Genomic DNA, 19314 nt, shown 5'->3' on the forward strand with positions numbered 1-19314 from the left:
TGTTCCTAGACTGTTTCCGTGTTCGCGAGGAGAGGGACCGGATGACCGACGAGATCGAACTGCCCGCCGAGATGACCCTGCTCTGGGGGTTGCGCGAGACGGTGCGGCGTGGGCGCAAACCGTCCCTCACGGTCGCCGACATCACCCGGGCCGCGATCGAGGTGGCGGACGCGGAGGGGCTGGCCGCGGTGTCGATGTCCAGAGTCGCCGCCCAGCTCGGCAACGCCACGATGGCGCTGTACCGCTACGTGAAGAGCAAGGACGAGCTTCTCCTGCTGATGTCGGACGCGGTTCCGGACGGGCCACCGGACCTGCCGGACGACGTGGACTGGCGGACCGGGCTGACGCTGTGGGCACGGGGCCTGCTGGAGGTGACACGACAGCACCCGTGGACCGCGCAGATCCCGATCAGCGGGCCACCGCTGGGGCCCAACAGCATCCGCTGGTTCGACTGCGCGTTGCGCGCGTTGGGCGGCACCGACCTCAGCGAGGAGGAGAAGGTCGGCGTCGTGATGGGCCTGCTGACCTTAGTGCACGGCGAGCTCCGGCTGAGCATCGACCTGTCCAGGAGTTACGCGAAGAACCCGCAGGCCTTCGGCCGTCAGTACGGCATGGCACTGGCGCGGGTGGTGGACGCGCAGCGGTTTCCCGCACTGAGCAAGGTGATCGCCGCCGGCGTCTTCGAGAACGAGGTCCCCTACGACGAGGAGGTCGAAGGGGAGTTCGAGTTCAGCCTGGGCCTGTACCTGGACGGCGTGGCCGCCTTCATCGAGCGCAGAACCACGGGACAGGGGTAGTGCCAAACCGCTCGGATCTGTTCTTTCCGTCGGGTCGGCGAATCCGGTTTTCGAAAAGCAGATAACCCGAGGAGGCCGAGCGACGATCGCCTTCCCGTCTAGCCGCTCGGTGGAGAAAAGTCCAGCCTCGACAGGATACGAACCGAGCCGTAGCGTTCGAGTGCGACGACACCACCCCGGCGCGGGAGCGTACATGATTAAAGAAACCATTCCGGTCGACCAGTACGGCATCGATCCCCGAACGACTGTCGCGGCGCAATTCCGTGCCAATAATCCGCATATCACGCCTGGGCAGAACGTTGCGACCTTCCACCTGACGCGTCGGCGCGGCATGGACGACGAGGGCAAGGTCGTCGACTGTTACTCGGCGAACGACTACCCTGACCTGATAATCACGGCGCCCAGCCTCGGTGTGCAGTTCAAACAGGACGTCGGCGTCTACGGTCGGCAGATCACACTCAACACCAGCCACTCGGAGTACCAGCTCTTCGAGCACAACACGGATTTCGCCGCTCTACGGAAAGCGGAAAAATGGCCTCGGAACTATGTCATCGACTGGGTTTTCACAGAACGCCCGGCATGCGGGGCGAGATTCCACAACTGGAAAGTCGTCGCAGGCGGCTGTGAAACGCTTCTCCTGAAGTGCGAAGAGAATCAGAGCTTACGCAGGTGGGATCCCGACAACGGCGGGGAGTGGCCGTTCACCGAACGCGAAGACCTACAGATCAAGGTCTACAGCATGTTCGATCCGCAGACGGCCACCAGTGCCGTCAAGGCAGCCGCCGCCGCGTACAAGAAGACCTTGAAGTGATCGCCGGGGTCCGTGCGAACACGTTCACGCGGACTCGGGTGCCACCGCCCTTGGGCTCCCCCAACACCTGCGGTCGGGGGCCTTCGTTGCAGGAAATCGATTTTTTGTCTGACGAGCGCGCGAGGGACATGCCTTCACCCCTCGCGCGCCCTCTGATCAGCCCCGGATAAAACCGTTCACGACCATCGGCAGCGACGCGTCCAGGCCTCCTATGTTCAGCACACCCGCGTCGTTCGGGTCGCCGATCGTGTGGCCGGCGGCGGTCATCGCGGCGACCACGACACACGCCTGCCGGTTGACGGCCTTGCGGTACGCGGTGAGCGACTGGGAGGCGTGAGAGCGACCCGCCCACGTCTCGCTGTCGGTGAAGACCACAATGCCGTCCACGTTCAACTGCTCCTGCCGTGCCCAATCGAACGGCAGCGCGAGGTTCGTACCGCCACCCGAGGGCCGCCAGGAGGCGATCTCCCGCAGGTTCGTGCGGGGCGTCACCTTCGAGGCGTGGACGGATGTGTCGACGTCGATGACGTGGACGTTGCCCTTCTCGATACGGGCCAGCATGACCGCCATGGCGCACCCCACCTCGTAGGGGGCGCCGAGCGGAGATCCGCCCACCGTGAGGCGTCCGCCCCAGCCGCCGCTCATCGACCCCGAGGAGTCGACTGCCACCAGGAGCCGCTTACCGGACGGCTCAACCGAGCCGAATGCCAACTCATAGGTCTCCTCCAACGCGTCGAGGATCGCCGGGACGGGCTTCCACGTCTGCACCTCGGCGCGCGGGTTCGGCTGGGCGGTGCCGGACGCGTAGACGCGCATGGCCAGCCAGGCGTCCATCGGGTGGATCCGCGCCCTAACGATCGCCTCCCTGTTCGTGAGGCGCGCGACCGCTCGGCCGGTGGCGTCACCCATCGGCTTGAGCGCGCCAAGCCGCGTCATGCGGGCGAGGTTGCGAATCAGCGCGGTCATGCCGACTGTGTCGACCAGCGTCTCCCACACCGCGGGCTCGCGCAGCATCGCGTCCGGAAGGAACTCCCACGGCACTCGCAGCTCGCCCACCACACGGATCGCCTCGTCCACGGACGTGACGGCCTTCGCGGTGAGGAACCGGTCCACCGCGGGCAGTACCTCGCGCGCCTGATCGTCGGTGACGTTGCCGGCGATCCACCCGAACAGCGCCTTGTGCTGTGCTGTGTCGGCCTTGGGATGGGCGATACGCAGCACGTCCCGCAGTGCGAGCGCCTCACCCTGCGGTGTCTTGCGCTGCATCGCCTTGCACGCCCGGAACGCCACGTTGTCAGGCTCGTCCCGCAGGAACCACGACGCGAGCGCCGTCCGCAGGGCGCGGCCCACGACCAGGCCGGACCCGTTACGGGACGCCTTGCCGCCGAGGTTCTTCAGGTAGCCGACGAACATCGCCAGATGATCCGTGGTCCGCACCACCAACGGCAACGCGGCCTTGACGGCCTGGCGGGTGTCGAGGTCGCCGCGGGCGAACGCGGCGGCGAGAGCGAAGACGGCCGGGTGGGGCTTCGGCGCCCGGGGCGGCTGGGCGGTGGAGATGGCCACGATGAGGTCGACGACGCGCGGCCCGTCCTCGCTGATCGCGGCGAACAGGACGTCGGCGTTGTCCGCGGTCAGCTTGTCCTCGCCCACGTAGTACGCACCGCCCGTGGTGCCGAGGATCAGGAAGTCCTCCAGCCGGTTCCAGGTGTCCTTGGCGAACACGTAGCCGCCGGCGTTGTTGAGGACCTGGTCGGTGCGGCCGGGGATGCGCTGCGTCTGCGGGGTTGCGATCGTGGAGATCCCCGCGAGCGGATCACGTGCCATGGTGCTCTCCCTCTTGTTCGACCCGCCCGTGAGCGGATATGCGAAAGGGGAGCGGATGTGGTGATGAGCGCCGGGGTTTGACAATCGCTCTACCAGGCTGAGCTACACCGCAGCCAGACCACGGCGACGGGATTCGAACCCGCGACAAATTGTTCCGATAACCGACGTTCTTCGACCCGCTCCCCTGCTCGTCAGCCCTGCCGGTGGTGCGGATATGGGGATTCCGACCGGCGTTTAGGTGTCTTGGGCCGCTAGACGACAGGCCGACGTGGTCGGCCCGACAGGATTCGAACCTGTGTCACCCGCTTGGAAGGCGATAACCGATCGAGATTCGACCCGCACCGCCGACAGGACTGACGAACGATCAGATCGGGTGAAGGCACGGATATGGGGACGCTCACCGGTATTTTTGGTGCTCTGCCGATTGAGCTACACAGGCCGAAACCTGCGGCGGGACTCGAACCCGCAACCGCCCCATTAACAGTGGATAACCGACAAGCTTCGACCCGTGCCAACACCAGACCTGACCAGCCCACTGGGTCAGGAAAAGGCGCGGGCACAGGATAGAAATCGGAGAATCTTTGCAAGAGACAACCGATGTCCTTCCACCCGCACCAACTCCAGGCCCGATGAACTGCATGCGATGTTACCGGGCAGGGCGGTCCATCACATCTGTATTTCCAGCACCACGTGAAATGTCACGCAATCACCCCCAGCGATGACCTGACGCTCCTGAGGCGGCGAGGGGACATCTCTCCAGGAACGTCGTGGATGTCATCGCGTGATACTCAGCCCGTCAAACGATGTCCCAGGGCGTTCAAGCTTTCGCGGTGCAGCTTCTCGACGGTCCATCCGTTCCCACTGCATAACGCCCACCTTTGACATTACGGTGCGCTCATCTCAGCCTGGTTCGCCGAGGGCCCCACCTGCCTGACATGGTCAAACCTGCCGGGCTTCGACGCGGTGGCATGGGCGTTCGGCACCGATCCCGGGAGCCTGATTACAAGGGGGCGGGATAGCCGAAGAAAGCCGGCCTCCCGCTCAGTCGGCGGTCATCCGCTACCCTCGCCCGAGTTGATCGTTTCCGGAAGAGGGGGCCGTGACACAGGAACCCGACTCAGAAGTGCGATCCCCGAGGGCAGCGGTGCTGCGCTGTGGTGCGGTTCTGGCGGTGTCAGGGCCGGTGATCCTGACGAGTTTCGGAGTCGGCAGGCAGGGCGTCGGCTGGTTCTGTTCCGCGACGGGCTCCGACCTGCCGGAGGGGCCTTACGCGCTGGAGAACGTGCCGGGAGAGCTGCTGTTCTGGGCAGTTCTCCTGCTGCCGGTCGTCGTGGCGGGCCTCCTCCTGCGCGGGTCACGTCGGGCCACGCTCACGGCGGTCGCCGCGCTCGGCGCCGTACTCGCGTTCGGGCTCCTCATCGCGTTTCTCCTGCCGGGTCCCGACCCGTGCACCGGACAGGAACGGGTGGCCGTGCCGCCCTGGCCCTTGATCGTCTGCTACCCGGTGGCCGCGGGGGCACTGTTCCTGACGGCCCGGTCACCGCTGCCCCGGAGATGGCACGGGATCGTCCTGTGGGCGGCCGCCGTCGGTGCCGCGGCGTGGACGGCGGCATTCCACCGCTTCACGGTCACGTACGACAGGTTCCTCATGGTCGTCTACACCCGCATCGAGGCTCCGGAGTCGTTCTGGGACGACCTCGCCCAGTGGTCCTGCGATGCTGACAGGATCGGCCTGCCGGTCGTCCTCGTCGCGTTGGCGGCAGCGGCTTCCACCCGCTGGGAACGGCCGGCCGGCACCACGGCCGCGGCGGTTCTCCTCCTCTTCCCGCTCCTCGACGTCGTGTCGTACGTCCGCTGGTACGACGACGACTTCCAGACATCTCTCGTCGATTCGGTCCGGTGGCCGCTGCTTCTCGCGGCCGTCCTCGTCGCGTCGACCGCCTGGAGCCCCCGGCAGCGGATCTCCTGGGCCGAAACCACCCGCCTGGCGCGACACATGATCCGCGAACGATCGAAGAACACGATTCCCGGACAGGCGAAGCATCTCGCCATCGCAACCGTGGTCGCGGCCACCACCGTCTGGCTGGTCATCTCGTCCTTCACACCGACCCGGTAGGAACACAACGACACGGATCCCATACGCCCCGGAGCGACATCTACCCCCAGAGCACTTCATTACGAGTTAGATCACGACCGTCCAGGACCGTCCACGGCTGTCATCCGGGCCTGGTCGGACGGGCTCCACGAGGTCTCTCGGTCCATGGTTGTCCAGGCCCGTCCCGAGCTGTTGTTAGCACCCGCGTTAGCAAGATTGACCCTGGCATCTTCCCTGCCTCCGGATCGGTCACCAAACCGCGTGCAGGATCTCCATCGCCTGAAACACGTCCGTGACGATGTGATCCGCCTCGTGCTCCTGGCCTGGCCACGTCCCCCGGTCGATCCAAACGGTCCGGAGACCGGCGGCCCGTCCCCCGCCGATGTCGGCGACCAAGTGATCACCGATCATCCATCCCCCGGCCGCGAGGGTCACCCCACAGCGCTTGGCCGCGATCTCGAACAGGCCGACGTCAGGCTTACGAATACCTTCGAGCCCCGAGAGCGCGCAGGCGTCGACAGCCTCAGCTAGTCCTGTCCGCTGGATCTTGCCGAGCTGGTTATCCGCCGTCCCATTGGTGACGATGGCGACCTTCCACCCGGCCGCGCGGAGCCGTGACAGTCCGTCCATCACCTCGGGCCGACAGCGCACCAGGTACGGCATGCGCTGGCGATAGCGACCCCACAACTCCTCGACTGGCTCGGGCAAAGCGAAGTGCTCGCGAACCTTGCCGAAGAAGACCTCACGATGCGGGTAACCTGCCTGATCGAGAGCGAGCAACCAGTCAACCGCCTCACGCTCAAGCCGGTGGTCGTCAACGAACTCAGCGGTCCACGTCCGGAACGCCTCATCCAGGTCCACGAGCGTATTGTCCAGATCGAAGAGTGCAAGCCGTTGCACGTTGGATCACTCTAATCGAGCTTCGGCATGGGCGTGAGTGCCCGCTTGCAAACGGGAGCCAGTCCGAACGCAGAGGGCTCCTCGCCCCGCTCGTGTGGTAGGAGCCGACCGGTGGCGTGTGTTGGCGTAAGGCGACATTGCTGTACTTGTTGCTGTACAGAGCACCCCGGCCGGTACGTCGCCCGTCGTCCCGAGGGCAAGGGGAACCGTACCGCAGGGCCATCAGGCCCCGAGGAATGGAAGCCCTGCGGCAGCATGACCGTCCGCTTTCCAAACGGAGCAAGCACCCTGTTCGGCTGATCGAGGCCGTGGTCAGGAGCGCGTGGACAGTGGCGCGGATGCGTCGGCGTGCGGGGACGTAGCCGTCAGTGCTGCTGTCACCTCAGCATGGTTACCCGGTGCCAAGGTCCGGCGAAGGAGGGATTCGGCGTCGATCGTCTTGGCCATGATCAACAGGCATCGAAGTCTGTGACCGTCACGGCTGTCGCCACGTCGATGCGAACTACCGTCGCAACCGTTGGTGACGACCTCGCCCCGCAGCTCAGAGGCCAGATTGCTGCTCGCTTTCGCACGGTGGAGTACGACAGCATTGCTGTACTCCCGTGCCGCACAGCAAGGGTCATGATCAGCTCAGTAGCGCCCTGCTACCCCATTGGGGACAAAGGATGACGGGCGCGGCCGCGATGTTCGGAACGGTATCCGCAGCGACTGTCGTGATGTAGGTATGACTCAGATCAGAGAGCAGACCGGTCAACGCACGGACAAGTTGATCGTGGAGGACGACGTGGGCGACGAGCGCGAGCCAACCGTGGCTGAGCTGCTAGCGTGGCGCCGCGATAGCGTATTCCTCCCTGAGGTCGAGGCTACTGCAGAGAAGTTTCCGCAGCTGCGGAACATCTCAGCCGGGTTCCTGTTCGGCGGCGTGGTCCGTCCGCTCGAACCGGCTCCGTCAGAGTACGTGACGCTGTCGATGCCCTATCCCATCAGTTTGGAGTTCACGGGCGCCGTGAGCCAGTGGAACATGCTGTGGGAGGCGGCCCAGTTCCGGCGCCGCTTCTTCCGATTGGACGACCTTCCGGAGCCGATGGCAGAGATTGCAGACCTCGGCGATGTCAACATCACGTTCGTGCCGCGGACACGGACGCGGTACTTCGAGTACGCGCCGCTGTTTCACCTTCTGTCTAAACGCGTCCTGGACATGTTTGGACTACCGTTGCTGCGTGGTGGTCAGTGGCCGTTCATGGCTGACTGGGCGGGCGTTGACGACTTCCTGCCGTATGACTTCGAAGCTAGGCTTGCCCGCGCCTGGGCGTGGACGGTGTGGCCTCACCTGATATCGGGATCGAAGATGAAGGCGTTCTCCGCTGACGATCCGATCCGGTTGCTAGCCCACAACCTGGACTTCTGGGTACCTGCGATCACCGCCACCATCCAAGACCGGCTGCGTGACTTCTCGGAGGTGGACAAGGGCAAGACGCCCGGTCCGGTTACCCTTGAGGACGGCAGCGTGCTTGTCGGTGCTGTGGCCGGCAACCCGCGGATGGGTGGACCCCTGTGGTTCGGCGAGGACGACGCCCACGACGCGCTCGTCGAGACTGTGGAGGCCGCTGATCAGACCGGCCGCCTTCGCAGCATTCTGGACGCCGTCCGCTCTCATCGGGTCGAGGACGACTTCTCTAGTCACTGGTCGTACGAACGGGAAGACTTCGAACGCAAGCTGCACGGCAAACGACGCAAGGTCACGGTGAAGTTCGTCGAGTTGACCGACACCACCCCGGTTCAAGGGCCGGAGAGCGAGGTGCTGGGCAACCTCGTCACCAACGACTTCCTCGCACTGCTGGACGCCCGGAATCGAGAAATCGTGGTGCTGCTCAACAGCGGGGTGACCAAGAAGACCGAGATCGCCCACATACTCGGCTACGCCAACCACAGCGCGGTGTCAAAGCGCCTGGCTCAGATCCGACGGGTCGCAGAGGAATACTTCGACGAGACCTAGCGGTAAGCGCCGCAAACGGCATCCCTCGTAGCGTGTCACGTTAGATCTGAAGCCCAAACGGGACGCGTCGTTTGCCGCAGTTCCGAATCTCGCAGTCTTGTACAGCCCCACCGTGGCTCTAATTGCGGCCTGCGCCAAACGGTAAATAGTTGCATACTCTCCAGCTGGCGTAAGGAGCGCTATGCCAGAAAGCAATGCAGGTCGCGGGGGCCCATTCATACTCACCGCTCTAACCTGGGAGAACGCTTGAAGAAGCCCGAGTTGCGAACCCTCTGGTTCGCCGTCATGGCCGTTGCGTCGGTGGTGGTCGGGTCCGATGCCGGTGTCCTGTCGTTCTTGGCGGGGGCTCCTCCTGCCGGCGCCATCTTGTACGGCTTCGGCGCATTCGTTGGCGCCATGATCTTCTTTTTCGCCGTGGCTCACTTCTTGGCGAGCGGCGGCACCCAGGACCGGCCGAACGGAGAATAGCCTCATAGAGGAGCACGCGGTGCGGCTCGGTCTTGCGATGGGCACGGGCCGTACGGCAACCAATTAAACGTCAAGTGCAACCACGTCATCCGTTGGCAAGCGGACCCGGAGCACAGGGCCGCCAGGCCCGAGCACCGGAAGCCGCGCGGCAGTCGATCGCCCCGACCACGTCTGATGGGAGCCGAAGTGAGCGATCGTCACGGCCTTAACTGGCGGCTTCTGCCAACTTCTCGGGCGCGTGGGCGGTGCGTGCCCGGACCGGCCGAAGAGCCGCAGCCGGGCACGCTTGCCGACCAGCGCGCCCGGGCGGGCCGCGGAGCGGACCGCCCTTGAAGACGTATCGAAAGTTCTCATCCTGAGTGAGCGGGCTCCGGTGATCTTGAGGCTGTAGTGGCTACTCGGGTGCCTCTTTGGGCTCTGGGGCGCGTTCCTCGGTGGTGGTGACGAAGCTGCCCATGCCGCGTTCGGTGCGGATCCATCGGTCCTTGCGTAGGGCGTTCATGACCTTTTGTGCGGTCTGGGTGGCGATGCCGAATTCTTGGGTGAGGTCGACGACTGAAGGGATGCGCTGGCCTGGCTTGTACTGGCCGGCCTCGATGCGCTTGACGATGATGTCTCGTACCTGTCGCCACCTGGGCAGATCATCGCGCAACTCGGTCATGAGCACACGGTAGAAGCCCGTAGCGGAGGGCACTCCAGCGGAACATACTGCTGTGTTCTATGGTGTTCTATAGAATTGTATGTCTATGATGCGGCCATGGCATCGGTGAGCGGTGGCCTACGTGCCAGCTCGGGACCGCTTCCCCACACCGGTCCCGTCCCCTGGTGCTGGAGGGCGCCAAGGGACACGGTTCCGGGTTCCGCTCACCGATGTCCACCTACCAAGAGCTTTCGCCGAATGATGTGGAGAAGGGAGTGAGCCGTGACCGCGACCTTCCCCGACGACACAGCGGTAAGGGCTGCCGAAGAGCTCCGTGAGGCCCTGACTCGGTACGGGATCACTGCTGATGTGCATGACGGGTACGGGCTGGCGCTCGTGTCGGTGTGGGTGGATCTGATCGTGTGGTGCCGCGGGGATCAGTTCTGGTGGCGTACCGGCTGGAACCCCCGCCAGTACCGCCCTGTCTACGCCCGTCACCCGGCGACCGAACCTAACCAGGCCGCGCATCGCGTCGCCCTGCGGTACGCGGAGTTGCGGCAGATCCATCCGCTGCCGGAGCCGGAGCAGAGAGCGGCGTACCCGTCATGACAGCGCCTGACGGATGCGCAGGGTCGCTGGTGCTGCCGGTTCGTTCGCCTGGTGTGGCTGTCGGGGCACGGGTTCGGCCTGCGGAAGATCTCCGCCTGGGGCATCTTCTGGCCTTTGAGCGTGATGACGACCAGCCGTTCCGAATGACCCCGGTGCGGGGTGATGAATACGGGCGCGGACATCGCGTCGTTGACCTCCTGTGGGGCCAGGTCATCCAGCTCGACCGACTGGGTAGTAGCGGCTGCTGGTGGAAACCGCCGGCATTCCTTCTCACGGTTTCCTGCTCGTTCACCTCGGACGCTTCTCTCATCACCACTCTGTTCAACCATTCCCCCGTGCTGCTCTGGCCTGGCCACGGACAGCGGGGCGGGATGGTGAACCCATGAACGGGCGTGACGGTGTTGGCCCTGGGAGGGGTGCGTCGTCATGCCTCACCCCACCGGCCATGCCTGGAAGGGAATGAGGACGCGATGTCTGAACGGTTCGCTCAACGGCTTCCAGCCTGGCCTCTGCCCGCGGTGGGCGCTGGGCCGGTGATCGAGGGGTGGAAGACCGAACAGAGCGGGTGGGGTGTCTTCTCCGCGCGCCGCGACCCCGAACTCGTACTGACCGAACAGGAGATGCTCGCCGGACTCACCGGGCACCTGGTCGCCGAAACGGCCGAGGAACTCATCCGGCTGGCCGACGAACAGCGACGCATCGAGGACCGGCTGAACGATGTACCGCCGGTGTGTCCGCACTGCGGGCGCGCCCAGGGGGACGCGCCGCTGATCGTGACGGCGGATGAGTCATCGGTCACGGCTGAGCGGTGCGCCCGCAGCTACCCGACCGGGGCTGACTGCCTTCACCATGAGGTGGAGTGGAGCCGCCCGAATCCCCTGCCCGATGGTGTCCGTTGTCGGCAGTGCGGTACCTGGTGGCGGCTGGACCTGATCCCCGACGAGGTAGCGGCCCGGCTCAAGGGCGGCACTCCTGCGACTGAGGACACCCGGCCTGCCGTAGTCGATCGTAGGCACCCCTGATCTCGCGTGCTGCGGCGTCGACTCCGAGACGGTCGGTGTGGAGGCGTAGGTGAAAGAACCCGGCGTCGGTGCTCGTCTCCAGGTCGGTGAGTGTCTCGTCCCATGCGGTCAGGCGCTTGTGGGTGTCGACGTCACCGCGGCTTCGGGATCGCTGTTCGGTGACCTCGCGCGGGACCCACAGCAGCACGCGGAGCCAGGAATCCGGGGTTCGGCCGATGAGGCGTCTCAGGTCGTTGAGGTTGCCCATGTGCACGACGGGGACGTAGCCGGCGGCGTGGCGGTCTTCGATCATCTGGCGGTCGATGGCGTAGACGTTGCCGTAGCGGTGGGTTTCAGCGACCAGTCTGCCCGCGTCGCGGAGCTTGTCCAGGTGCTCGGCGCTGACGAACTCATATCCGTCGGCGCGGCCGGTGCCGACCTTGAGCTTGGGCAGCAACGTGAACCGCGCATCCAGGCGGGTGAGGGCGGCGGTGATGGTGTCCTTGCCGCTGGCGGGCGGCCCGTAGATGACGACTCCCTGCGGGCTCACGCGAGAATCCGTTTGAGGGCTTCGCGGGTCTGGTCGGCAAGGCTGATCGCGGCGCCGAGTCGGTTGTCGATGGTGACGTGTGCGGTGGGCGGGCTGGCCTCGACGTTCAAGCCTGCGGCGTACTCGGTCCAGTTGCTCAGCTTCCACGCATCACGGGCGGCTCCGCGGAACTCGATGTACTCGCGCATCGACTCGGGGTCGCAGCGGACCCAGATCGCCGCCACATCGATCCCCTTAGCCGCGCACCGGTTCTCCAGCCGGGCGAACCACACCTCGTCCTTGAGTTCGGCGATGAACGGGGCCGCCAGGATGGCCGAGGTGCCGACGTTGAGATTGTCCCACGCGGTCTCCATCAGACACCGGTACTCCAGCGGGCGGACCTCCTTGAGATATAGGTCGGTGTGGCGGTCGTTGGGGTCGCCTCCGAGAGAGACAAGCAGCCGCTCGACGATGGAGCGGGTCAGGGAGTCCTTGTCCAGGAACGCCCACCCGGTGATGTCGGACAGGAAGCGAGAGAACTCGGTCTTGCCCGATCCGGCGTACCCACCGACCAGGGTGAGGATGGGTCGGGGGCTGCCTCCGCCGTGGCGTCGGCGCCAGGCGTCGACCACGCGGTTACGAAGCAGCGCTTGCGGGGAGTTGCCCGGCTCGATGCCGCCGACGGAGACCTTGGTGAACGTCTCCTCAATGACCTGGGCGGCGGCGTTGTCGGCGGCGGGATCGGCGGGCGTGGGCAAATCGGAAATCACGATTTCCGCTTTCTGTGATTCACCGGGCAGAGGGGGGCGAAACCCTAGTTCGGGTTCGGTGGCCTGGTAAAGCAGGCAGTAAGCGCGCCGGTAATGCGGTCCGGGGAACACGGTTCCTTGCTCATGTCCCCACAGCGTTTGGAAGTTGGCGGCCGGGACGCTCAGGCCGTGGCGGCCGGCTGCCTGGCGCAGGCGCTCGCCTGCGCTCTCCAGGGTGAGGCCGTGGGCTTCGCGGTGTTCCCGCAGGCGGGAGGGGGTCCAGCCGGGTCGCTGGGTCGTCTTCAGTTGCATACTTTCGCCTTCACGCTTCGGGGAGGTGACGCGGTGTGCGGTCGTGCATATGAAAACGCTTGTGTAAATGGGTGTTGAGGAGGACTGAAGAAGCTTAACTAGATCGGTGTGATACCGGAAACCCCCAGCTCACGGTGAACTTAAGCCATCCCGAAAGGCGAAACGCACCGCAGAGCAAGGGAGGAACCCGTGAACGTCGACCCACAGCGGATCAGCTGGGAATTGGCCGCGATTCGGGCAGAGCTGGACGAGTTGGCATGCCGGATCGGCGAGATCACTGTGGCTTTGCGAAGACTGCCGCCTCTAGAGCGGCGAGTCGATCACCCAGCTCCTTGACGCTCTGGCGCGTCTGGGCAAGCTGGTCCAGGATCTCGGCGTTCACATCCGGCGCCTCGGGCCTGGGGGTTTCGGCGGGGGGTTGGCGGACGAACACGCCCTTGCCCTGCTGGCCAATCACCAGTCCCTCGGTGCGGAGCACGCTGATGGCGGCCTTGACCACGCTGGCGGAGACGTCGAAGCGTTCGCCCAGCTGGGCGATGGAGGGCAGCGCCGTACCGGGCGCGAGTGAGCCGGTACGGATCTGGCCGCGCAGCTCGTCGACGATCTGCAAGTAGGCCGGCTGGCCGGTCTTCTCAACCATCCGAACTCGTTTCGACTAGTCGCAATAACTGTATGAACTGTCAGTTCAGCACACCCTCGTAAAGAAACCAACCAAGCCGCCGAAGAACTCATTGACAACTTAGAATTCCAAGTGTTCCATGTCTCCTAAGCATTCCAGCTAGCAAAGGAACGATCATGCGCGCCATCCCCATCCCCGTCGACGTCACCAAGCTCCAGATCACCTGCGTCAAGGCCGCCAAGCCTCGCCTGGTCAACAAGGACACCGGCGAGATCAAGCGCGACAAGGACGGCAACGTCATGTACGAACTCACCTTCCTGTTCGAGGACGACCTTGGCCGCATGGAGCTGGTCAAGGTCAGCACCACCCCTGAGCCGCAGATCACCCCCGGTGAGGAGGTCGTCCCGGTCGACCTGGTCGGCTACGTGTGGGAGCAGGCCGGACGCTGGGGCATCGCCTACCGGGCCGCCTCCTTCCGCCCCGTCGGCGCCTCCCTGTCCACCTCCGCCGGAATGGGGGCGGACCTGTGATCACCCTCGACCACCCCCTGTTCAAGGTCCTCGCCGTCGTGCTCGTGCTGCTGGCCTGGCGGCGCTGGGCTCCTACCTCCTACTGGTACGCCCTGGTCTTCCCCCGTAAAGCCCTCTGGCTGCGCTGGTCCTGGCGGCACGTGGCCTCCGGCTGCGGGCTGACCAAAAAGCGGCACCGGTGGTGGTTCACCACCGTCCCCGGCCTGGTCGCCTCGACCGGCGTCGTACAGGTCAAGCGGCGCTTCCAGCGGGTCGCCGTCGACACCAAACCGTGGATGGGCCTGCCCCGGCCCGTACGGCACGGCTTCCGCATCACCTTCCACCTCCTCGACGGCCAGGTGCCCGACGACTACGCCAAGGTCTGTGAACGGCTCGCGCACGCCTGGCGCATCGAGGCCGTTCGCGTCGTCGCCTCCCGCCCTGGCCGCGTCACCCTCCAAGGCATCACCCAAGACCCGTTAACCCACGTCGCCCCCGCCTCCCCTCCGACCGAACCGCGCGACGGCTGGCGGGCCGAGGACCTGCTCCGCCCCATCGTCGGGGTACTGGAGACCGGCGCGGCCTGGCGCATGGACCTGCGCCTGATTTCGCACTGGATGAACGCCGGTGCTACTCAGTCGGGCAAGTCCAACCTGATCAACGCGCTCATCGTCGGCCTGGCCCCGCAACCGGTCGCCCTGGTCGGCTTCGACCTCAAAGGCGGCGTGGAGCTATCGGCCTACGCCGCTCGGCTGACCGCGCTGGCCACGACCCGTGCCGAGTGCCTCGACCTGCTCGGTGACCTGATCGCGGTGATGGGCGCGAGGATGCTGGCCTGTCGCCGCTACGGGGTCCGCGACATCTGGCAACTCCCCGACGCCTCCCGCCCGATCCCGGTCGTGGTCCTGGTCGACGAACTCGCCGAGTTGTATCTGACCGCCGACAAGGCCGAGAAAGATCAGGTCACCCGTACCGCTACCGCGCTGCTGCGCATCGCCCAGCTCGGCCGCGCGTTCGGCATCCACCTGATCCTGTCCGGCCAGCGGATCGGCTCCGACCTCGGTCCCGGCGTGACCGCGCTGCGCGCCCAGATCGGCGGACGGGTCTGCCACCGGGTCAACGATCCCGAGACCGCCGTGATGACGCTCGGCGACCTCGACCCCGACGCCCTGGTTGCCGCCCGGTCCATCGCGCCGGAACTGCCCGGGGTGGCCGTGATCACCGGTTCTGACGGCCGGTGGTACCGGGCGCGGTCCGGCTACGTCTCCACCACCGCCGCAGAGCAGGCCGCGGACACCTACGCCGAGATGGCGCCGTCGTGGAACCAGGTAGCCGCCTCCGGTCTCGGTCACGAACTGCCCAGCGTCGACGACATCCCCGAACTCATCGCCTGACCTCCGCAATTTCGGAAGGGAGAACCACCGTGACCGCGACCGCGCCTCGTCTGGCCGTACGGCTGGCCGACTCCGCACCGGTGCTGATCCTCGCCGCGATCGCCGGGGCCGGCAGCTTCACCCACATCCGCGACACCGCCACCGAACACGGACAGTCCGGATGGATGGCCTGGGCCATAGCGGTCTGCGTCGATCTCACCTGTGTCATGGCCGCCCGAGAACGACAGCGCGACAAGAAGAACGGACGAGTGCGACAGGGCTGGATCTCCTGGCCGACCCTCGTCCTCGTCGGCGGGATCACCCTCTCCCTGGCCGCAAACCTCGCCCAAGCCCACCCATCGGCCTGGGGGTGGATCACCGCCGCGACCCCGGCAGGGGCGTTCCTGATCGCGGTCTCCATGCTGGAACGGCGCTCCTCCGGCCCTCGTTCCGAACCGTCCCCGGCACCCGTTCCCGTTCCGGACGCCGTACCGCAACCCCCGGCCGAACCTGCCGCGCTCTCCCCGTCGCCCGCTCCCGCCGTACCGACTCAGAACGGCACCGGGAACGGCCAGAACGGCATAGCGCCAACGAGTGAGCTTCTCGACTACGCGCGCCGCGTCGCCGACGAACACCACGCCCGGCACGGCAGACCCATCACCCGCGACGCCCTGCGCACCCGACTTGGGGTGTCCAGTCAGCTCGCCTCCGACCTGCTGCGCAACCTGCGCGACAGCCCCACCCCCACCTGAACGCAAAAGGAGAAACCTCATGCGCATCCGCATCGACGGCACCTACGCCGAAATCGTCCACTCCGTCAACAAGATCCGAACGATCCTCCCGATCGGCTCGGTCTCCCCGGTTCTGCCGCTACAGCGGCCACACACCTGGCGTGTGTTCCTCGATACCGCGCCCAAGCGCACCGGAAGCAGGTGGATCACATGACCGACACCCCAGACTCCCCGCTCGTCGACATCGTCCCCAAGCGCTGGCTGTGCTGCTGCGGCGGGACCGGCGTCGACAGCCACGGCCAGACCTGCGAGCACTGCGAGGGCCTCGGCTTCACCTGAGAGTCCTCGGCGCCCCCGGCGTGACCACACATCCGCCAAGACGTCCGCCACGTCGGGGGCCATCCCGCACCGAACCCGAAAAGCCCGGAAGGGACACCCCCATCATGCCAAGCACCCACGCGGTAGCCGGGATGATCACCCGGCTCCACGACCCCCAATACGCCCGCTGGGCCGCCCAGATCCGCCGGACCGGCGGCTGCCGACAGCCCATCCACCTTCGCGGCCACGTCCACCACCTCGACCCCGCCACCGGGAACCGGCTGCACAGCTACAGCACCGCGAACGAACCGGACGGCATCCTGCGCGTCCCGTGCAAGACCCGCCGCGCCTCCCGGTGTCCGGCCTGCGCCGAGACCTACCGGGCCGACACCTACCACCTCATCCGCGCGGGCCTCGTCGGGGGCAAGGGTGTCCCGGAGACGGTCAGCGCGCACCCGTGTCTGTTCGTCACCCTGACCGCTCCCTCGTTCGGCACCGTCCACACCCGGCGAGAGAAGAACGGCAAGATCCTGCCCTGTCACGCTCGACGCGATGCGGCCACCTGCCCGCACGGGCGCGTCATGTCCTGCACCGCCCGACACGGGGCCGACGAACAATGCCTCGGTGAACCACTGTGCCCGGACTGCTACGACTACGCGGGAAGCGTGCTGTTCAACGCCATGTCCCCGGAGTTGTGGCGGCGCTTCACCGAAGCTCTTCGCCGACGCCTCGCCAAGCTCGCCGGACTGACCCAGCGGGAGCTACGCCAACAGGCCGTGCTCTCCTTCGCCAAGGTCGCCGAGTACCAGCGGCGCGGCGTCGTCCACTTTCACGCGGTCATCCGCGTCGACGGCCCCGAAGGGCCGGCTACTCCTCCACCGGCCTGGGCGACGGCCGACCTGATGACCGACGCCGTACAACATGCCGCCTCCGCCGTCGCGGTCACCGTCCCTGCAGTGCCTGGTGAACCCGCGCGGTCCTTCCAGTGGGGCACCCAACTCGACATCCGCGAGATCACCGTGACCGGTGACCTTACCGAGCAGGCCGTAGCCGCCTACATCGCCAAGTACGCCACCAAAGCCGCCGAGTGCGTCGGCACCCTGGACCGGCGCATCAACCCCCTCGATGACCTGACCGCCCTGCCGATCCGCGACCACGCCCGGCGGCTCATCGCCGAGTGCCTGCGCCTGGGCGCCCTCGACGAACTGGCCGAACTCCGGCTCATCAAATGGGCGAACATGCTCGGCTTCCGCGGCCACTTCTCCACCAAGAGCCGCCGCTATTCCACCACCCTCGGCGACATCCGCCAGGAACGCACCGACTACATGCGCGCCGAAGCGATCACCACCGGACGGCTTCCGCTCTTCGACGAGGACACCGTGCTCGTTGTCTCGCACTGGGAGTACGCCGGACAGGGCTTCTCAGCTGGTGACGCCCTTTTGGTAAGCGCCCTTACCGGAAACCGTCTGCCCGCTGCCTCCGGGGGTGGTTCATGACTCGGCTCCTTCTCACTGTGCCCGAAGCCGCGGCTGCCCTGGCGGTCTCCCGGAGCAAGCTCTATCAGCTGATCGCCTCCGGCGCGGTCGACTCAGTCCGGATCGACGGCTCCCGACGGGTCCCGGTCTCGGCTCTGCAGGACTACATCACTCACCTGACCTCGGCGGAGCGTGCGGCATGACCAAGTCCCCCGTCGGCACTCCTGATAAGCCGAACAAGAAAAGCACGCCCAAGCTCCGCGACGGCGTCATGAAGCGCGGAACCACCTGGTCCTACGTGATCCGCGCCAAGGACCCTGAGACCGGCGAGAGTAAGCCCAAGTGGGTGGGTGGTTTCGCCACCGAGGAAGCTGCCAAGGCCGCTCGTGACGAAGCACGTGTGAACGCTCGGCGCGGTGAGTACGTCGACCGGAACGAGATCACCGTGAGCGAATACCTCGATGACTGGATCGAGGATCACGCTATGGAGATCAAGCCGGGGACGCTTGAGGACTACCGGATCACCATTCGCCTCTACATCAAGCCCCACATCGGGAGAACGAAGCTTCAGGCGGTTCGGCCCTCCACGATCACCAAGCTCTATCGGGATCTGCTGGCCAAGGGCGGGCGCGGCGGAAAGCCGCTGGCGGTCTCCACCGTCGTCCACACTCACGCGATTCTGCGGCGTGCTTTCCGTGACGCCGTCGAAGTCCACGAGTACCTCAGCAGTTCACCCGTCGACAAGGCCAAGCGTCCGCGTGGGGAGTGGCGGGAACCCGGAATGATCTGGACTCCTGCACAGCTCCGGACCTTTCTCACGCTGGCCCGCTCGCATCGGTTGTTCGCCTTCTTCCACCTAGCCGCCTATACGGGCGCACGGCGGGGTGAGCTGCTGAACCTTCGATGGCCTGACGTCGACCTGGGTGGAAAGCAGATCACCATCAAGGGCTCAACGGGTGTAGTCGACGGTGAGCACATCGAGGGCACCACGAAGAGCGGTCGGACGCGCGTGGTGACCATCGATGATGGCACGGTTGCTGTCCTCCAGAAGCACAAAGAAGCGCAGGACGTCGAGAAGCTCCGCAGCGGAGAGTCCTGGAAGGGGGAGGAGAACGGGCACGTCTTCACGACGGGCTGGGGCGGAGCCATCTATCCGACTACCGTGACGGCGCTGCTAGGCAAGTTCATCAAGGCGCACAACGAACCGGAGGACAAGAACCAGGCTCCGACTGACCGCCTGCCCTATGCCCGACTTCATGACCTACGACACATCCACGCGACCACACTTCTCTTGGCTAACGTTCCCGTCCACGTGGTCGCGGCTCGGCTTGGCCATGCTGATCCGGCCATCACCCTTCGCGTCTACGCGCACGTAATCCGCTCGGCGGAAACTGCCGCAGCTGACGTCTTCGCCCATGCCTTACGTCACATAGCGGACAAAGAGTAGCAAAACCTTCAGTGAAGGCAGCGCCGAACCTTGCCGGAGTCACATTCGGCAAGGTTCGGCATGTTTCGGCATGCAATCGGCAAGCTAGATGAGCTAGGCTTGTACTAG

Annotated in this window: 21 protein-coding genes; 15 read left to right on the top strand and 6 right to left on the bottom strand. The window is 65.8% G+C overall.

Features of this window, described 5'->3' with window-relative positions; all coding sequences use genetic code 11:
* Positions 1-41: 41 nt before the first annotated feature.
* Positions 42-797 (top strand): TetR/AcrR family transcriptional regulator, encoded by a 756-nt coding sequence (locus ACFQVD_RS30465; protein WP_343961285.1) that lies wholly within the window; start codon positions 42-44, stop codon positions 795-797.
* A 193-nt stretch (positions 798-990) separates the two neighbouring features.
* Positions 991-1608 carry a hypothetical protein gene (locus ACFQVD_RS30470; protein WP_343961283.1) on the top strand — a complete coding sequence of 206 codons (618 nt, stop codon included), beginning with the start codon at positions 991-993 and terminating at the stop codon, positions 1606-1608.
* A 156-nt stretch (positions 1609-1764) separates the two neighbouring features.
* Here the strand turns inward: ACFQVD_RS30470 and ACFQVD_RS30475 are convergent, their stop codons facing one another.
* On the bottom strand, positions 1765-3435 hold the full coding sequence (locus ACFQVD_RS30475) for a TROVE domain-containing protein (protein ID WP_343961281.1): 1671 nt from the start codon (positions 3433-3435) through the stop codon (positions 1765-1767).
* A 1183-nt stretch (positions 3436-4618) separates the two neighbouring features.
* On the opposite strand from ACFQVD_RS30475, the gene ACFQVD_RS30480 reads away from it, so the two are divergent.
* Positions 4619-5551, top strand: coding sequence for a hypothetical protein (locus ACFQVD_RS30480; protein ID WP_343961279.1), 933 nt, complete (start codon positions 4619-4621; stop codon positions 5549-5551).
* 228 nt (positions 5552-5779) lie between these two features.
* Here the strand turns inward: ACFQVD_RS30480 and ACFQVD_RS30485 are convergent, their stop codons facing one another.
* Positions 5780-6430: an HAD family hydrolase gene (locus ACFQVD_RS30485; protein WP_343961277.1), complete on the bottom strand. Its 651-nt coding sequence runs from the start codon at positions 6428-6430 to the stop codon at positions 5780-5782.
* A gap of 724 nt (positions 6431-7154) precedes the next feature.
* Here ACFQVD_RS30485 and ACFQVD_RS30490 point away from each other — a divergent pair.
* Both ACFQVD_RS30490 and ACFQVD_RS30495 read left to right on the top strand, forming a co-directional pair.
* Positions 7155-8426: a sigma-70 family RNA polymerase sigma factor gene (locus ACFQVD_RS30490; protein ID WP_343961275.1), complete on the top strand. Its 1272-nt coding sequence runs from the start codon at positions 7155-7157 to the stop codon at positions 8424-8426.
* Positions 8427-8672: 246 nt separating this feature from the next.
* Positions 8673-8894: a hypothetical protein gene (locus ACFQVD_RS30495; protein ID WP_343961273.1), complete on the top strand. Its 222-nt coding sequence runs from the start codon at positions 8673-8675 to the stop codon at positions 8892-8894.
* A 394-nt stretch (positions 8895-9288) separates the two neighbouring features.
* Here ACFQVD_RS30495 and ACFQVD_RS30500 read toward each other — a convergent pair whose 3' ends face one another.
* The gene (locus tag ACFQVD_RS30500) at positions 9289-9555 is read right to left on the bottom strand and encodes a winged helix-turn-helix domain-containing protein (RefSeq protein WP_343961270.1); all 267 of its coding nucleotides are present in this window, start codon (positions 9553-9555) and stop codon (positions 9289-9291) included.
* Between the two features lie 261 nt (positions 9556-9816).
* Here ACFQVD_RS30500 and ACFQVD_RS30505 point away from each other — a divergent pair, with 261 nt between their 5' ends.
* Complete coding sequence (locus ACFQVD_RS30505) at positions 9817-10143, top strand: hypothetical protein (RefSeq protein ID WP_343961268.1); 327 nt, start codon at positions 9817-9819, stop codon at positions 10141-10143.
* Positions 10144-10613: 470 nt separating this feature from the next.
* On the top strand, positions 10614-11165 hold the full coding sequence (locus ACFQVD_RS30510; protein WP_343961266.1) for a hypothetical protein: 552 nt from the start codon (positions 10614-10616) through the stop codon (positions 11163-11165).
* Here the strand turns inward: ACFQVD_RS30510 and ACFQVD_RS30515 are convergent.
* The 3 genes from ACFQVD_RS30515 to ACFQVD_RS30525 form a co-directional block, all read right to left on the bottom strand.
* The gene (locus ACFQVD_RS30515; protein ID WP_343961264.1) at positions 11101-11694 is read right to left on the bottom strand and encodes a guanylate kinase; all 594 of its coding nucleotides are present in this window, start codon (positions 11692-11694) and stop codon (positions 11101-11103) included. The genes ACFQVD_RS30510 and ACFQVD_RS30515 overlap by 65 nt on opposite strands.
* Positions 11691-12443 carry an AAA family ATPase gene (locus ACFQVD_RS30520; RefSeq protein WP_343961262.1) on the bottom strand — a complete coding sequence of 251 codons (753 nt, stop codon included), beginning with the start codon at positions 12441-12443 and terminating at the stop codon, positions 11691-11693. The genes ACFQVD_RS30515 and ACFQVD_RS30520 overlap by 4 nt, the downstream gene beginning before the upstream one ends.
* A gap of 565 nt (positions 12444-13008) precedes the next feature.
* Positions 13009-13374: a winged helix-turn-helix domain-containing protein gene (locus ACFQVD_RS30525; protein WP_343961260.1), complete on the bottom strand. Its 366-nt coding sequence runs from the start codon at positions 13372-13374 to the stop codon at positions 13009-13011.
* Between the two features lie 155 nt (positions 13375-13529).
* Between ACFQVD_RS30525 and ACFQVD_RS30530 the strand changes: the two genes are divergently transcribed.
* From ACFQVD_RS30530 to ACFQVD_RS30565, 8 genes are all read left to right on the top strand, one after another.
* Positions 13530-13883, top strand: a complete 354-nt coding sequence (locus ACFQVD_RS30530) for an SCO3933 family regulatory protein (RefSeq protein ID WP_343961258.1) — start codon at positions 13530-13532, stop codon at positions 13881-13883.
* A complete protein-coding gene (locus ACFQVD_RS30535; RefSeq protein ID WP_343961256.1) occupies positions 13880-15256 on the top strand; it encodes an FtsK/SpoIIIE domain-containing protein in 1377 nt (458 codons plus the stop codon). Before ACFQVD_RS30530 ends, ACFQVD_RS30535 begins: the two co-directional genes overlap by 4 nt.
* Before the next feature lie 29 nt (positions 15257-15285).
* On the top strand, positions 15286-15987 hold the full coding sequence (locus ACFQVD_RS30540) for a DUF2637 domain-containing protein (RefSeq protein WP_343961254.1): 702 nt from the start codon (positions 15286-15288) through the stop codon (positions 15985-15987).
* Between the two features lie 19 nt (positions 15988-16006).
* On the top strand, positions 16007-16180 hold the full coding sequence (locus ACFQVD_RS30545) for a hypothetical protein (RefSeq protein WP_343961252.1): 174 nt from the start codon (positions 16007-16009) through the stop codon (positions 16178-16180).
* Positions 16177-16305 (top strand): hypothetical protein, encoded by a 129-nt coding sequence (locus ACFQVD_RS30550; RefSeq protein ID WP_343961250.1) that lies wholly within the window; start codon positions 16177-16179, stop codon positions 16303-16305. The genes ACFQVD_RS30545 and ACFQVD_RS30550 overlap by 4 nt, the downstream gene beginning before the upstream one ends.
* 104 nt (positions 16306-16409) lie before the next feature.
* The gene (locus ACFQVD_RS30555; protein WP_343961248.1) at positions 16410-17780 is read left to right on the top strand and encodes a replication initiator; all 1371 of its coding nucleotides are present in this window, start codon (positions 16410-16412) and stop codon (positions 17778-17780) included.
* Complete coding sequence (locus ACFQVD_RS30560; RefSeq protein ID WP_343961246.1) at positions 17777-17962, top strand: helix-turn-helix domain-containing protein; 186 nt, start codon at positions 17777-17779, stop codon at positions 17960-17962. Before ACFQVD_RS30555 ends, ACFQVD_RS30560 begins: the two co-directional genes overlap by 4 nt.
* Positions 17959-19206, top strand: a complete 1248-nt coding sequence (locus ACFQVD_RS30565; RefSeq protein ID WP_343961244.1) for a tyrosine-type recombinase/integrase — start codon at positions 17959-17961, stop codon at positions 19204-19206. The genes ACFQVD_RS30560 and ACFQVD_RS30565 overlap by 4 nt, the downstream gene beginning before the upstream one ends.
* Positions 19207-19314: the final 108 nt, after the last annotated feature.

It is taken from the genome of Streptosporangium amethystogenes subsp. fukuiense, from assembly GCF_042665875.1.
Lineage (GTDB): Bacteria > Actinomycetota > Actinomycetes > Streptosporangiales > Streptosporangiaceae > Streptosporangium > Streptosporangium fukuiense.

Coding starts and splice junctions, on each gene's coding strand:
- ACFQVD_RS30465 (WP_343961285.1), top strand. CDS start 42: ATGACCGACGAGATCGAACTGCCCGCCGAGATGACCCTGCTCTGGGGG.
- ACFQVD_RS30470 (WP_343961283.1), top strand. CDS start 991: ATGATTAAAGAAACCATTCCGGTCGACCAGTACGGCATCGATCCCCGA.
- ACFQVD_RS30475 (WP_343961281.1), bottom strand. CDS start 3,435: ATGGCACGTGATCCGCTCGCGGGGATCTCCACGATCGCAACCCCGCAG.
- ACFQVD_RS30490 (WP_343961275.1), top strand. CDS start 7,155: ATGACTCAGATCAGAGAGCAGACCGGTCAACGCACGGACAAGTTGATC.
- ACFQVD_RS30500 (WP_343961270.1), bottom strand. CDS start 9,555: ATGACCGAGTTGCGCGATGATCTGCCCAGGTGGCGACAGGTACGAGAC.
- ACFQVD_RS30510 (WP_343961266.1), top strand. CDS start 10,614: ATGTCTGAACGGTTCGCTCAACGGCTTCCAGCCTGGCCTCTGCCCGCG.
- ACFQVD_RS30525 (WP_343961260.1), bottom strand. CDS start 13,374: ATGGTTGAGAAGACCGGCCAGCCGGCCTACTTGCAGATCGTCGACGAG.
- ACFQVD_RS30530 (WP_343961258.1), top strand. CDS start 13,530: ATGCGCGCCATCCCCATCCCCGTCGACGTCACCAAGCTCCAGATCACC.
- ACFQVD_RS30545 (WP_343961252.1), top strand. CDS start 16,007: ATGCGCATCCGCATCGACGGCACCTACGCCGAAATCGTCCACTCCGTC.
- ACFQVD_RS30550 (WP_343961250.1), top strand. CDS start 16,177: ATGACCGACACCCCAGACTCCCCGCTCGTCGACATCGTCCCCAAGCGC.
- ACFQVD_RS30555 (WP_343961248.1), top strand. CDS start 16,410: ATGCCAAGCACCCACGCGGTAGCCGGGATGATCACCCGGCTCCACGAC.
- ACFQVD_RS30560 (WP_343961246.1), top strand. CDS start 17,777: ATGACTCGGCTCCTTCTCACTGTGCCCGAAGCCGCGGCTGCCCTGGCG.
- ACFQVD_RS30565 (WP_343961244.1), top strand. CDS start 17,959: ATGACCAAGTCCCCCGTCGGCACTCCTGATAAGCCGAACAAGAAAAGC.